This window comes from Cycloclasticus sp. P1, from assembly GCF_000299965.1.
GTDB lineage: Bacteria > Pseudomonadota > Gammaproteobacteria > Methylococcales > Cycloclasticaceae > Cycloclasticus > Cycloclasticus pugetii.
Genome location: NC_018697.1, coordinates 845,586 through 860,024, shown reverse-complemented (window position 1 = coordinate 860,024; position 14,439 = coordinate 845,586). Strand labels below are relative to the sequence as shown.

12 protein-coding genes are annotated in these 14,439 nt (G+C 41.1%); all 12 read right to left on the bottom strand.

From position 1 onward, the window contains the following. Positions 1 to 3: 3 nt before the first annotated feature. A complete protein-coding gene (locus tag Q91_RS04150) occupies positions 4 to 327 on the bottom strand; it encodes a cupredoxin domain-containing protein (protein WP_015005632.1) in 324 nt (107 codons plus the stop codon). An 8-nt stretch (positions 328 to 335) separates the two neighbouring features. Then, entirely contained in the window at positions 336 to 1,661 is a 1,326-nt protein-coding gene (locus Q91_RS04145) for an ATP-binding protein (RefSeq protein ID WP_015005631.1), read from the bottom strand. After that, positions 1,658 to 2,317 carry a response regulator gene (locus Q91_RS04140; RefSeq protein WP_015005630.1) on the bottom strand — a complete coding sequence of 220 codons (660 nt, stop codon included), beginning with the start codon at positions 2,315 to 2,317 and terminating at the stop codon, positions 1,658 to 1,660. Before Q91_RS04140 ends, Q91_RS04145 begins: the two co-directional genes overlap by 4 nt. Before the next feature lie 16 nt (positions 2,318 to 2,333). After that, entirely contained in the window at positions 2,334 to 2,963 is a 630-nt protein-coding gene (locus tag Q91_RS04135) for a tetratricopeptide repeat protein (RefSeq protein ID WP_015005629.1), read from the bottom strand. A 151-nt stretch (positions 2,964 to 3,114) separates the two neighbouring features. Further along, positions 3,115 to 3,783 (bottom strand): TenA family transcriptional regulator, encoded by a 669-nt coding sequence (locus Q91_RS04130; protein ID WP_015005628.1) that lies wholly within the window; start codon positions 3,781 to 3,783, stop codon positions 3,115 to 3,117. A 5-nt stretch (positions 3,784 to 3,788) separates the two neighbouring features. Then, positions 3,789 to 5,252 carry an AMP-binding protein gene (locus tag Q91_RS04125; RefSeq protein WP_015005627.1) on the bottom strand — a complete coding sequence of 488 codons (1,464 nt, stop codon included), beginning with the start codon at positions 5,250 to 5,252 and terminating at the stop codon, positions 3,789 to 3,791. Then, positions 5,252 to 5,965, bottom strand: coding sequence for a thermostable hemolysin (locus tag Q91_RS04120; RefSeq protein ID WP_015005626.1), 714 nt, complete (start codon positions 5,963 to 5,965; stop codon positions 5,252 to 5,254). The genes Q91_RS04125 and Q91_RS04120 overlap by 1 nt, the downstream gene beginning before the upstream one ends. Positions 5,966 to 6,230: 265 nt before the next feature. Further along, positions 6,231 to 8,120, bottom strand: coding sequence for a DmsC/YnfH family molybdoenzyme membrane anchor subunit (locus Q91_RS04115; RefSeq protein WP_015005625.1), 1,890 nt, complete (start codon positions 8,118 to 8,120; stop codon positions 6,231 to 6,233). A 5-nt stretch (positions 8,121 to 8,125) separates the two neighbouring features. Next, the gene (locus Q91_RS04110) at positions 8,126 to 10,327 is read right to left on the bottom strand and encodes a molybdopterin oxidoreductase family protein (RefSeq protein ID WP_015005624.1); all 2,202 of its coding nucleotides are present in this window, start codon (positions 10,325 to 10,327) and stop codon (positions 8,126 to 8,128) included. 17 nt (positions 10,328 to 10,344) lie between these two features. Beyond that, entirely contained in the window at positions 10,345 to 11,259 is a 915-nt protein-coding gene (locus tag Q91_RS04105) for a PhzF family phenazine biosynthesis protein (protein ID WP_015005623.1), read from the bottom strand. A 13-nt stretch (positions 11,260 to 11,272) separates the two neighbouring features. Beyond that, the gene (gene nirD, locus Q91_RS04100) at positions 11,273 to 11,632 is read right to left on the bottom strand and encodes a nitrite reductase small subunit NirD (protein ID WP_020162008.1); all 360 of its coding nucleotides are present in this window, start codon (positions 11,630 to 11,632) and stop codon (positions 11,273 to 11,275) included. Positions 11,633 to 11,640: 8 nt separating this feature from the next. Further along, positions 11,641 to 14,175, bottom strand: a complete 2,535-nt coding sequence (gene nirB, locus Q91_RS04095) for a nitrite reductase large subunit NirB (protein ID WP_015005621.1) — start codon at positions 14,173 to 14,175, stop codon at positions 11,641 to 11,643. Positions 14,176 to 14,439: the final 264 nt, after the last annotated feature.

Here is a 14,439-nt window from a genome sequence, read left to right as displayed (position 1 = left end):
ACGTTACTTTACAATGACCTTGCCCTGAGCTGTTTTAGGAAAAAACTCACCAAAAAAGGGGTATTCACCCGCTGGTAATGGACCTATAAAAACAACGCCTTTTGAATGTCCTGGAATAACTTTCTCACGGTTAAGCTCATAACTCTCAAACTCCTCTGCTGTCTGGTCTTGGTTATCAATTAACAGCTTTACTTTGGTATCGACGGGAATTTCAACCGTGGACGGGTAAAACAGGTGATGACGAATAACAATATTAACTGTAGGTGCCGCGAAAAGTGGGGTTACTGTCAACATTAAGCAGATGATGAGTAATATAAATATACGCATAGATGCCCTTAAATAGCTGGAAATTCTACCATCACGTTTAAACCACCTAATTCAGCTGATACTGCCAGTTCAACCTTAGCCCCATGAAAAGTAGAAATATGCTGCACAATGGCTAAGCCAAGCCCACACCCTAATATACCGGATGCATGTCTATCTCCACCCACCCGATAAAACCGTTCAAAAACACGTACCCGATCTTCTTCTACGATGCCTGGCCCAGAGTCTTCTACGCAAAGCATCACAGTATTGTCTTTGGATTTAATATTTACCGAAATAACACCCTTTGCTGGCGTATATTTATTGGCATTAAGAACTAAGTTTTGCAATAAACTCTCTAGTGCAAATTCATTACCTTTGATAAGGCATACAGGCTCTGCATTCAAACTTATTCTTTGCTGCTTTGACTCAAACTGCATGTATTCGTTGGCAATCACCATCTTAGCAATATCAGTTAAGTTTAACGGTTCCATTTGCTGAGCAGCTTGATCGGGTGAATGTTGATATAAACTCAGTATCTGCTCAATCACATGCCCCATTCGTTCCACTCCCTCTTTTAACGGTTCTAGATCGCCATCAGTTATGTCCTTAGTAGACATTAGGTTGTGTAGCTGCACTTTTAAGGAGCTAATAGGGGTACGCAACTCATGCGCCGCATCCGCCGAAAACTGCTGCTCACGTACGAATGCATCATTTAAGCGCTGTAGTAAATCATTGGTTGTTATACATAATTGCTCTAGCTCTTTGGGTTGTTGCTTAATCGAAATTGCAGACAGATCATCCGCTTTCTTATCACCGAGTTGCGTGGTTAATTCACGTAAAGGCTTTAAACCAAAACCCACCGTTAACCAAATAATAAAGGCGGCCAATGGGATAGCCATCACTGTTGGTTTGATGGCAGATAATACAATTTTATCGGCTATTTCATAACGTAAGTCGATACGTTCCCCTGTGATCACCCAGCGTTTAAAAAGCCTGTCTTGTAATATGTAAGTACGCCAACGAAAGTCTGCGTAGTTTTCATCATGAAAGCCTTCCGACAATTGACTGTTAAACATTTGGTGTTCAGGCGCATTACCGGAGCGCGCAATAAGTACGCCATCATGCGACCAAATTTGAAAAAAAACCGAAGGCTTAAGGTCGAGTGTTTTTTCAACCCTAGGCGTGAGATCATGATTAGCATGTACAATAATGCTGGCTAAGTTTTTAAGTCGCTCATCAAACAAAGCATCCGTTTTAGCAAGACTCGAGCGGTAGCCTAGCAATAACGATAAAAACGTCACCGCGGTAATAGTCGCTAACAGTGTTAACAATAAAAAGGTACGAATTGACCTCATGCTGGCTTCACTATATACCCAACACCTCGAAGTGTTTTGATAAAACCTTTAGGTAACTTTTTTCTAAGATGATGAATATGAACTTCTATCGTATTACTCGCCACCTCTTCATTCCAGCTATACAGTTTTGACTCCAGGCTTTCGCGTGTTAAAACACGCCCAGCATTTTCCATCAGTGCCTTTAACAAGGTAAACTCACGACGCGATATATCCACCGCTTCGTTGGCAACCGATAAACCATAACAAGCCGTGTCTAATTCAACGTCGCCGATCTGAAGGCCTGCATGTTTGGAGCTACTAGAACGGCGTTCAACAACTCTTAAACGCGCCAACAGCTCATCCACTTCAAATGGTTTTGCTAAATAGTCATCCGCCCCTAAATCCAAGCCCGACACCTTGTCATCAATCGATGATCTAGCCGTTAAAATAAGTACCGGCAACTGCGCTGTATGCTGCCTAATGGCCCGCAATACATCCAAGCCATCCATATCGGGCAGGCCCAAGTCTAAAATCACAATATCCGTTGGCTCAGTTTTAACGATGCTTATCGCCTGTTGACCATGCTTCAAATAATTAACCACAAAACCTTCATGTGTCAGCGTCTTTACCAAGGCGTTAGCCAATGCTGCATCGTCTTCAACCAGTAAAATATTCACTTGTTCAGTTTAAATGCTAATTAATTTCATGCAATGCTTCATTTATTTCATGCCGGCGGCCGCTATCTGCAAGCGCTCTGTCTGGCCTTGCTTTAGCATCGAGTGCTTTTATGAAGCTAGCTTGAGCTTGTTTTTTCTCACCTTGATCCAGCAAAAACAAGGCATAAAAATAATGACTATCAATGCCGTTTGGATCAAGGAGTATGCCCTTTTGAAGATACCTTTTTGCTTTTTTGTCATTGCCAAAACTAATCGGCCAGCCTGGCGCCTTAAAATACAAGGTTCCCAAGGTTGTATGTGCTGAGCCAGACAACGCTTTATCATCTAATAAAATAGATTTTTCCAAATCTTTTTTTGCTTCTTTTATTAATGATAACGCACTCAGGCCACCCTTAACGCCAGCGAAACTTGATTCAATAATACCCCGCCAAATAAGCACTTCCGCCGATACCGGATGCAACTTAACTGCCTCGTTAGATTGCTCTATTAAGGTCTCAAACGCTTCTTCTTGTTGTGACCCTTTCATTTGATAGTTAGCTTTTGCCCAATCTTTTGCCAAGAGAGCCACATCCTGCTGAACATCTGCCAATACGGCGGTTGATGATATGAGTAAAACGTAACACAGTATTTTCACAATATTTTTCATACTAAACTCCGATTTAGGTTACTCAGCAACCTTTTGTGTTTGCTCACTGTTTATCCGTAGATTGAACAGCCAGCGCTTAATAACATCATTGATAAGCCAATGCACCACCACTCGTCACGCTGTTTTATTTATTTATAAGTACGCTTACCTTCTATGCTAATGTCTTTTCAGGCTGTTCAGTTAAGCTACAAAAAATATCACCATAGAGTCGATAAAACTGTTTGGCACAACGAATAATAAGCTGCTGCTCAGCTGGCTGATTTATTTTATTCATTAAGCTTTCAAAAAATTGAACATGATCCTGATCCAGTGCGCCATGTGAGCGCAAATAACTAAACGCCTCATCAGGTAAACTCAATACTTCTTGAATGCCATCTGCCGCTCTATCAGCTGTTGTGACACTGGTGCCTTCTAACACATGAACCATACCAAAAAAACCCAAGGGGTTAACACGGTTAATAACATCATAGGCATACGCAACCATTAATTCCGTTTCAAAGGCTGGCGCGTCATGCCGGACTCTTTCTTTATCAACCCCACACACAGCAAGGTCGTTTAAAATCCATTCTTGATGGCCTAACTCTTCCTCAATGTATTCTGCTAGTGCATTACGCAGCCACTCTTTTTCCTCGGGTATTCTCGCACCGGCTGCCATTAATAATGGCACCGTATGTTTAACATGGTGATAAGCCTGCTCTAAAAAAGCGATATACTCCTCTTTTGAAATGCTTCCAGATACCGCTTTAGTAATAACGGGGGCTAGCAGAAGCTGATGACGTTCCAGCTCGGTTTGTTGCTGCAATTGTTGAAAAAAGGCCATTACCCTTACTCCGAATATAATTGATGTATAGTTGATTGATACTGCCTCAAAATAACATCCCTAACGGGTCTGCCATTAGAGGTCATCGTGCCTGCTGAAAAACTCATCGGTTGTGGCAGTACTGCCCATCTTTTAACCTGCGCATAATCAGGCAGTGAGCGATTCGCTTTGATAATGCTATCCTTTATTATTTCTTCAGGCATTGCTTCATCTCTTAAGGATATTAGTGCAATGCAGTGTGGCCGTTGATCGCCAAACACGACACACTGTTTAAGCAGGCCATCGCTTAATAAAACGCCTTCAACCCACTCAGGACTAATATTCCGACCATAACTTGAAATAAGAAGGTTTTTTTTACGTCCATTGACATATAGATACCCTTGTTCATCTAAAAACCCCAAATCACCCGTTCCAACTTCTGCTTTATTCCATGAAGCAGGCTCACCTACATAACCCAGGAACGGGTTGCCATAAACAATAATTTCATCGTTCACAATGCGTACTTCAAGGTGCGGCAAGGGCTTGCCAACCGACCCCGCTTTATTATTTTTAGCTGAATTTAAACTCACAACCGAAGCACACTCAGATAGCCCATATCCTTCATAAACGGGCAAGCCATACGATTGCGCTTGCTGAATGAGTTGTTGAGACACTTTGCTACCACCGACAGCCATAAACGCTATGGACGAGGGTGGCGTCCAACCTTTTTTTATCGCACCAATAAGACTCAGTAGTATTTCTGGTAATAAAATTAAACTAACGGGCTTATATTTCTCAATCGTTTTCAGCAAAGTTGATAACTTAAAGTCACTGCTGCCATTAAAGCCTAATTGATTGCTGGGTAAGGCAATAATAGTTCCACCATTTAACAAGGTGACGTACGAACCCGCTGTGTTTTCAAGTAAGGTACTAAACGGTAATACTGATAAATGCTTGCCGACTGGCAATTGTAATGAATCATGAGTAGCTTTCGCGACCGCAAACTGCTGCTTGTTCGATAAGCAAACACCTTTAGGCTCACCTGTTGAACCCGATGTAAACGTTATTTTCGCAGTAGAAACAGGTAATTCGCTATCCGCTATATTTTTCAAGTCACTACAGAGTAAATCCCCAATCAATACCTCTGTATTCAATAACTCCGTAACGTTCGATAAGCTATCATCACGCTTATGAACCAGCGCACATGTGCCCGATTTTTCAATAGCAAAGGCTAATTGCTGCTGAGAAAAAAATGCCGGCAAGGGTAACAAGCCCACCCCTGATATATTAGCAGCAAGGTCAACTAACAACCATTCAGGCGAATTATCACAAAACAAGGCCAATACTTTATGCTGATAACGTACTAAAAACCTTGATATAACATTAACCCCATTCAGCAATTCTTTATAGGTGTATGCTTTTTTTTCGCCAACAATGGCTATATCACTTGGCCGCTGTTTGGCAAGCTCTTTAATTTCGTTCCAAAGCATTACCGGTCCAGAGATATTTGCAACACAAGCTGGTCGATTGTGGACTGATAATTAGTCATCACAAAACCTGAAACCGGGTGACTTTTCAATATTGCATAAGCTTTTTTTATATCCCCTGCAATAACTTTGGGTTGGTTTTTGTAATAACTGCCCCATGAACCACTATCAAACGCAAGACTTTCGGCTTGGGCATCACAAATATCAATACACCCAATATCCAGTTCCGAAATCATAGATTGAACTTGCTTAGTTGCGGTAAATAATGCCCAATCAATATCTAATTGATAGAGTGTTGACACTATTAAAACAAACAGCATTTTACTGGTACTAGGATAGCTCGATGTTAAGTTACCAATTTCCGCTATCTTCTGCCGGTCAACATTAAGGTTGATCAGCCGACTAATCACTAACTCAGCCTTATCATCTAAATATTGTTCTAAAAACATTGGGTTATCGATCTCAGCCGGATAGAACCCAAGCACTGATGTTATATTTTTTTTGGTTTCTGCAGATAATAAATAAGGTAAAAAACTCTTTATCTGCGCGGCATGGTTTTTATAAAATTGCTTTGTAATATATGCTTCTACATTAGCTCGTTGCGGTGATTCAAGGCCTGTTAAAACAACAGATAAGTGAGGTAAAAAAACTCGTTTGCTTGCTTCTGAATCAGCACGTTGTTTGCTACCCTCTGATTCACTTTGTAGTGCACTCATAACCAATCCTTATTCTCATAGACTGGTTACGAGTGTACTTGTTGAAAATTAAGCCAATCTTAAGAGAATTGGAATAAATGCAAAAACATAATAAAAACCTTATATTCCCCTGAACATCGCCTTTAATACGTTACAGCCTATGCTGTAGGCCTAAGGTAGCCTACAAACAAGTATTAACAAATTGATAAATTTAAGGCACATTAGGATTTTCTAAAAAGTTACACCTTGTTAAATAACAAGGTCACCTGAGTTTCAAGCCGAGCTTCTATTTAACCTTTTTCCAATAAAATATTTCTTTCAATTGGTCAATCGCTTCTTTTGCGGTTGTGGTTTTAATAGTATCTATCAATTCACCTACTTTAAAGGTTCTATGCTCCTCATAACGCACACCCACTTGAGGCATATTTGCTAAACCAGTTTCTTTTGCATGTTCTTCAAAAGCTTTGTTTTTCCAAAAGAATGCACCTGGCATTGTGGTAGGAATAACCAATGCAAAGAATAAAGAACGCCTAATCACGGCTGTACTAAGTAATGACAGCCCTAATATCAACCAACCCAGCGTTGATGATGGAGAATCAAGCAATAAGCAAGACACAATAATTGAGGAGCCTAACAATACATTACTAATAATATAAGGCCATGCAAAACGGGTTGTTTGTAAGTACCATGAAGCACTACCTTCTCCCTCACTATTTTTAAGATCAGCGGCATGCGCGACGTGCCCTATGGCTTCAAGCAGCAAGCCCAGCAATAGTAAAATTACCAAACTAACATATTGTGTAGTATTGAGAGCATCTGCTATTAACGCAACGAAAACAATCGTTAATGACCCAAGACTCAAACATGTTCCAACAAAAGAACTCGCTGTTTGCCAGTGATCCCAAAATGGGCGTGCCTTAATTCTATATAGCTTATACATATAAAACAGACCTACTGGACCACTGAGTACGCCCATAATGGCAAACAGTCCAATCAATGGCTTAATCTCAAAATAACTAAAAACACTAAACCCAAGCAAGCTGCTAAAAAACAAACTAACCCCAGCAATTTCACGACTTACCGGTGAATGGCGTAAATTATAAAAACCACGGTAAAAACGATGTGGTTTGCCCAAATGCATATTGAGTTTATAGAAGCCAAACATCAGCAATACATTCATCAATACTAATAAAGGCAGATACGCAGCAGACGACTGAATCGCTACTATCGCTTCAACCCCCGTAAAACTGCCAAGCACAATGATTAAAAACGCGCCAAGGATGGCTTGTGTTGATAATGTAAAAATGACATGAGAACTTTCATGCGTCATCAGCAAAGCTTTCCAATTCCATTGCTTTTTGACTCCATGCTTTTCATCTACTACCGGTTTATACTTTCCAACTTCTTCATCTTTATGATATTTAAGCGGCATCGAGTCGGTACGCGTCATTTCACGCTTATTTTGTCGCGTTTGCTGAAAACGAATATTCGGATGCGTAATATCTGTTGTTGGAAAACCCGGTATTTCAGCTTGAGCCTGTTCCCTATTTTCTGGCACATTCTCAATGACTCCAAAATCCAACGCATTACCTAAACAGGCTGATACACATGACGGTTTTAACCCCACCTCTAATCGATCAACGCACATATTACATTTACTAACCTCACCTTTAACAGGGTCAAGTTGAGGGGCGTTATAAGGGCAAACCCATGTACAGTAACCACAGCCGAAACAAATATCTGGGTCTTGTAACACCGCACCATATTCAGCAAACTTTGTGTAAGCTCTTGTTGGACAACCTTTTAAGCAAACTGGGTCATCACAATGGTTACAGGCCATCGAAATATTAAGGCGCTGATAATCTGGGTACGTTCCACCTTCGACATAACCAACCGAACGGAATGAGATATGAGCAGGGTTATCATTTTTTTCACTGCATGCCGCTTCACATGCATGACAACCGATACAGTTATCTGCATTTAAATAAAACCCATGCTGTTTATATCGATCTGGGTTTTCGCTAATACCTGTATCACCATTTATATTAAGGCTCACCTCCCTTAACGCATTACCCTCCTCGGCGAGCTCAATATTGTCTCCATATCGGTTTTTTTCTCGGCTTTCTTCTGTCCTTAAAAAAGCATATTTTTGTTCATCACTACGTGTTTCAATCATGGGACTTAAAATGTTCTTGCTTCTAAATTTAATCGTGCAGCAACTTCCTGATTTACATGCTCTATTCGTACTGCGCATTGTTTAAAGGCAGGTTGCCGTGAATGTGGGTCTAATAGACCTAATGTAAGTCGGTTAACGCAATCAAAAAAGTGAAAGGGAATAAACACCATCGTCCTAGGTACTCGTTGTGTCAACATAACCATAACAACAGCATCACCACGACGTGAAATAACACGCACATAGGACTGATGCTCTATCCCCTGTTCAGCTGCTGTATCAGGGTTCATTTCCATAAATGGCGTTGGGCTGTATTTATTGTTATTACCGACTTTTCCAGTTCTAGTCCGTGAGTGAAAGTGCTCAACTAACCGGCCTGAATTCAACCAAAACGGGTATTGCTCGTCTGGTTTTTCATTATTATCGATAAACGGTAGCGGAATCAGTTTAGCCCGACCACCGGGATGGCGAAAAGTAGCTGGTTCGGTATACAAGCGTTTTCCACCTTTAAGCGGCTTTTCACCCTTATCCACCTGCTCTTGCGTATAAGGCCACTGAATGCCCTTATTCTGCTCAATCAAATCATGAGTCATACCCGATATATCAACCAGCCGTCCTTTGGATAGTTCGCGCATTTCATCAAACACTTCATGAAAATTATCAGGGAAGTTCATCTTTCTACCCTGTTCAAACTGTTTTGCTAGGCCGTTAAAAATATGTAAATCTGTTTTTGACTGGCCATAGGGTTCTTTTACTTTACGAATAATATTGACCCTTCTTTCTGTATTCGTAAAAACGCCTTCCTTTTCAGCCCAAATAGCCGCTGGTAGAAAAATATGTGCATATTGCGTTGTTTCCACATCAAGGTAAGAATCCTGCACTACACAACATTCGAGCTTTTCTAATGTTTTACGAATACGCGCCGTATTAGGCATTGATGTCATTGGGTTTGTACCCACCAACCACAGACCTTTAATTGCGCCGGTTTCAATGGCAGGAAATATATCTGTTTGTGCAAGCCCCCGTTTCTTTGGGAAAAACTCTGGATCTACGCCCCAGTATTTTCCAATATCAATTCGGTCTTGTTCATTTTCTAATAAACGATAGCCAGGTAGACCAGAACACGATGACCACTCTCGTGTTCCCATCGCATTACACTGTCCAGTAATAGACAAGCTGGTCCCACCTTTTTTACCAATGTTGCCAGTCAGCAAGCTAAGGTTATTAAGACCCACCACTCCATCTGAGCCATGCGTGCTTTGATTAATACCCATCGTCCAAATATTCATTGCGGCGCCAGCTTTTGCGTACAAACGAGCAACATTGCGAATCGTATCTTCATCAATACCGCATATTTTAGATGCCGTTATCGGGTCATAGTTTTTAACTTCTGCTGCTAATTCGTCAAAGCCAGTAGTATTCGCTTTTATATAGTCTTGATCTTCCAATCCTTCAGCCAGAATGACATGCATTAATGAATTCATTAACACAACGTCTGTACCGGGCGTAATTGCCAAATGCATATCTGCATTTTGCGCCAGCATGGTGACTCTTGGATCAATAACAATTAAAGGAAATTTTCGTTTTTCCTGCGCTTCTTTAAAACGCCAATAAATAATAGGGTGTTGTTCTGGTAAATTGGACCCCCAAGCAATCAGGCAATCGGTATGTTCAAAATCTTCATAACAACCTGGAGGGCCATCTGAACCAAAAGAGCGCTTATAGCCTGATACTGCCGAGGCCATACACAGTGTGGTATTGCCATCGTAGTTATTGGTTCCAATCACACCGCGGGCCAACTTGCCCAAGGTATAAAAACCTTCGGTTAAAATTTGCCCCGTTGATACAATGGCAAATGAGTCTGGCCCATAGGTATCTTGTATGCGTTTGATTTCAGAGGCCATTTTTTCAAAGCTTTCGTCCCAGCTCGCTTCTTGGTATTCATCATGAATATTTGAGCGCATCAGCGGTACGTCACCACGACCTGCTGACTCAAACAATTCGTGTTCAAAAAGGCCTTTTACACATAACTTGCCTCGATTAACATCTGCATCAGCCACTCCTCGACTTCCTACTGGCACACCATCTTTGTCCGTGCCTACTTCAATTGCACAGCCAGTTGAACAATAGCCACAAGTAGCATAGGTCCATTTTTCAATTTTTTTATCCGCGATCGCGATGGGATTTTTTTTATTCCGACCAAATAGCATCTTATTATCTCCCTCGTTTAACCTAGCAACAGTTCGCTTTTACTGACCAACAATGAATCGCCACCCACCCTTAAAGTTATTGGGCGGCCTTCTCGTTTATCCATTTCTACATGTAACAAACTTCGGCGAGTTTCTGCTGTGCCACGATCAATTGCAAAACTATAAGTACCCAGCCGTATATGCTCATGAGAAGCTAGGTAGCCAGCAAAGGTAGGCAAGACCGAACCAAGGGGTGGGTCCTCACGATCGCTGATATTTGGGCCCATTAAACGCCCGTGGAAATTACAATCGTCTAGGTCCGTTTTTGCACTAAAAATTAAAATTTCTTGTGCTGCCATAGCGGGTGCTGACGACTCAGCCCAAGCCTTCACATCAAAACATGCTTTACGTACATCCGTCTGTGATTTCAGTGGCACAATTAAATAAGGTAAGCCACTCGACACAAGGCGTGTGTAATAGCTTGAATGGTCTATATCTTTCTCATCAATCGATAATAGTTTTGCTAACTCTTGATCCGTGGGTGTAAATCGGTCAACAACAGGCATACTACTTAATGTAAATTGCACATACCGCTTACCATTCGCATCCATAGAAATATTTGCGGTAACATCTTGGCTATTTTGCTTTACCATAATGCTTGTATAGTCGCCTTCCAAGCTAACTTTTCCAGTTTCCACTAAAACATTGGCAATCGCTAAAATAGGATGTCCTGCAAAATCCTTCTCGCCATCGGGCGAAAAAATTCGAGCTTTAAAGGTACTACGGCCCTCATCTGCTTTATAAACGAATGCCGTTTCAGATAAATTTATTTCACGTGCTATACGACCAAGCTGCTCTTCTGGCAGATCCTCTGCATCTGGGAAAACAGCAACCTGTGCCCCTTGAAAAAGCGTATCGGTAAAAACATCGAGAGTGTAATAAGTTACTTTCATTATTTAGCCTTCATTAACTGTTTGTACCGACGACAACTCGGCCATTTATTATTTTTACTGGGTATGCATTAATACAAACACTCTCGTCTTCTAAGCATTGCCCTGTTTCTAGATTAAAGTGCTGTTTATAAATCGGCGATGCCACCACAAGTTCATCACCTATACTGCCAATTATCCCTCTGGATAAAACGTTCACCTCGCTAAAAGGGTCGTAATTACTAAGCGCATAAACTTGTTCGGTCTTTTTCACATAAAACAAAGCTATTTGTCTCTCATCTATCAAAGCAGCTGTACCTGCATTTTCATTTAGATCTGTTAACGCACAGACATCCACTTCACTACTTTTTAATTCATTAACCATTCGTGTATTCATCCGTTTGTTTAAACTTCTTCAAGTTGTGCTGGTATTTCCTCTTTTCGCGCAGGCCGTATTTGATCCCTTTCTGAAACAAATACAATTTGGCTATCGCCTTTGTCAGAATTTACAAACGCTTTAAAGGTTTTTGATTTTTCTTCGTTTTCAACTGTTGTCTTCCACTCACATTGATACGTATCAATAACATTTTGCATTTCTGTTTCAAACGTTTCAGCAAGCCCTAATGAGTCTTCAATGACCACTTCACGCAAATAATCAATGCCGCCTTCTAGGTTCATCATCCATGTAGATGTACGTTGTAATCGATCTGCTGTTTTTACATAAAACATAAGGAAGCGATCAATATATTGAACCATTGTTTCGTAATCTAAGCCTGTTGCAAACAAGTCCGCATGTCTCGGCTTCATACCGCCGTTGCCGCACAAGTACAAGTTCCAACCATTTTCTGTGGCGATCACGCCAACATCTTTGCTTTGCGCTTCTGCACACTCACGAGTACAACCCGAAACAGCAAACTTTATTTTGTGTGGTGTGCGCAAACCCTTGTAACGATTCTCTAAATCAATCGCCGTTGTCACACTATCGGCAACGCCATATCGGCACCACGTACTACCGACGCAGGATTTAACTGTTCGTAAAGATTTACCGTAGGCGTGACCTGTTTCAAAGCCCGCATCAATTAATTCTTTCCAAATAACAGGTAGGTCCTCTTGGTGCGCACCAAATAAATCAACACGCTGCCCACCGGTAATTTTCGTATACAAATTATATTTTTTGCCAACCTCACCCAGAGTAATCAGCTTGTCAGGTGTAATTTCACCACCTGGAATCCGAGGTACGATTGAATAAGTGCCATTTTTCTGAATATTGGCAAGATAACGGTCATTCGTGTCTTGCAGGCCAGTATGTGGAGTTTCTAATACATAATCATTCCAGCAAGAAGCAAAAATAGACGCTAGCGTTGGCTTACAAATATCACAGCCATACCCCTTACCATGTTTTTCGATCATTTCATCGAACGTTTTAATCTTGCCGACACGAACCAAGTGATAAAGGTCTTGGCGGGTATACGCAAAATGTTCACACAAATCTGTATTAACATCCATACCCAGTTTCTCTAACTCTTTATTCAGTACTTGACCAACAAGTGCCGTACAACCACCACAGCCTGTTGTTGCACTGGTACACTCTTTAAGGCTTGCCATCGTTGTAGCGCCATCAGAGATGGCTTGGCAAAGCGCACCTTTGGATACATCAAAACAAGAACATATTTGCGCAGCATCCGGTAAAGCTTCAACACCTAAACCTGTTGCGCCTGAGCCATCTCGTTGTGGCAAAATTAATGCATCCGGATACTCTGGCAAAGCAATATCGTTCAGTTTAAGTTGTAACAAATTACCGTAATCAACCGTATCGCCAATTAACACCGCACCTAATAAGCGTTTATTATCTTCACTGACGACGATCTTTTTATACACGTCATCTGCACCATTGACATAAGTGTAAATCTTCGCCTTTTCAGTGGTTGCATGCGCATCACCAATACTCGCTACATCCACACCCATCAGTTTTAATTTCGTGCTCATATCTGCACCGGTAAAACTATTCTCCTTGAGTGATAACCGGTCTGCTACAACTTGGGCCATTTGATAACCCGGTGCCACCAAACCAAATATTTTGCCATCCCATAAAGCACACTCGCCTATCGCATAAATGTCTTTATCTGATGTTTGACAATGATCATCAATAACAATACCGCCTCGCTCACCAAGTGTCAGACCACAATCACGAGCAATATCATCACGCGGTCTAATACCGGCTGAAAATAAAATAACATCGGTTTCAATATGTGAGCCGTCAGCAAAGTTCATCCGATGCAGACACTGCTCACCATCAACAATGCCTTGTGTATTCTTTTGGGTATGTACGCTAACACCTAACTCTTCAATTTTCTTACGTAACACTGCGCCAGCACCATCATCAATTTGTACGGCCATCAACCGTGGCGCAAACTCAACAACGTGCGTTTTCAACCCCAAGTCTTTTAACGCTTTAGCAGCCTCAAGACCCAACAAACCACCACCAATAACAACGCCTACCTTAGATTCCTTACCTGCTTTCGCAATATCAATTAAGTCATCAATAGTTCTGTAGACAAAACAATTTTCCCTTTCATGGCCTGGGATAGGTGGAACGAAGGGAAAGGACCCTGTCGCTAGAACAATTTTATCGTATGAAATACGTTGACCCTTCTCGGAGGTAACGATTTTTTTGTCACGATCAATGTGGGCTGCACGATCACCGATATGAACGGTAATATTATTTTTTTCAAAGAAATCCGGCTCAACAAGTGACAGGTCCTCTTCAGTTTTACCATTAAAGTATGACGATAGTTGAACACGGTCATAAGCAAACCTCGTTTCTTCACAAAACGTTGTTATATCGTAGTTTTGCATTTCATCGCTGTTTACCATGGACTGTAGGAATTTATGCCCAACCATACCGTTACCAATTACAACTAATTGTTTTTTATTACTCATGCTTTATGTATATCCAAAATTCTTTATAGTCACACCTCCATAGCACGCAACATGCCAACATCAACCACCACCTCTCTAACAATTGATTTTTAAGCAGAAAATTTTTAAAAACATATAAAAAAAGACTGTCAAAACAGTTTTTTGCTTTAGTGCTGTGCAATAAAAACCCCAATCGCATTAACTTGGTGCAAAAAAGCACATTACCCCAAACAAATAACTACAACGACCATTAAGAGTAAGTAAATACTTAGCTGGCATAGCTTT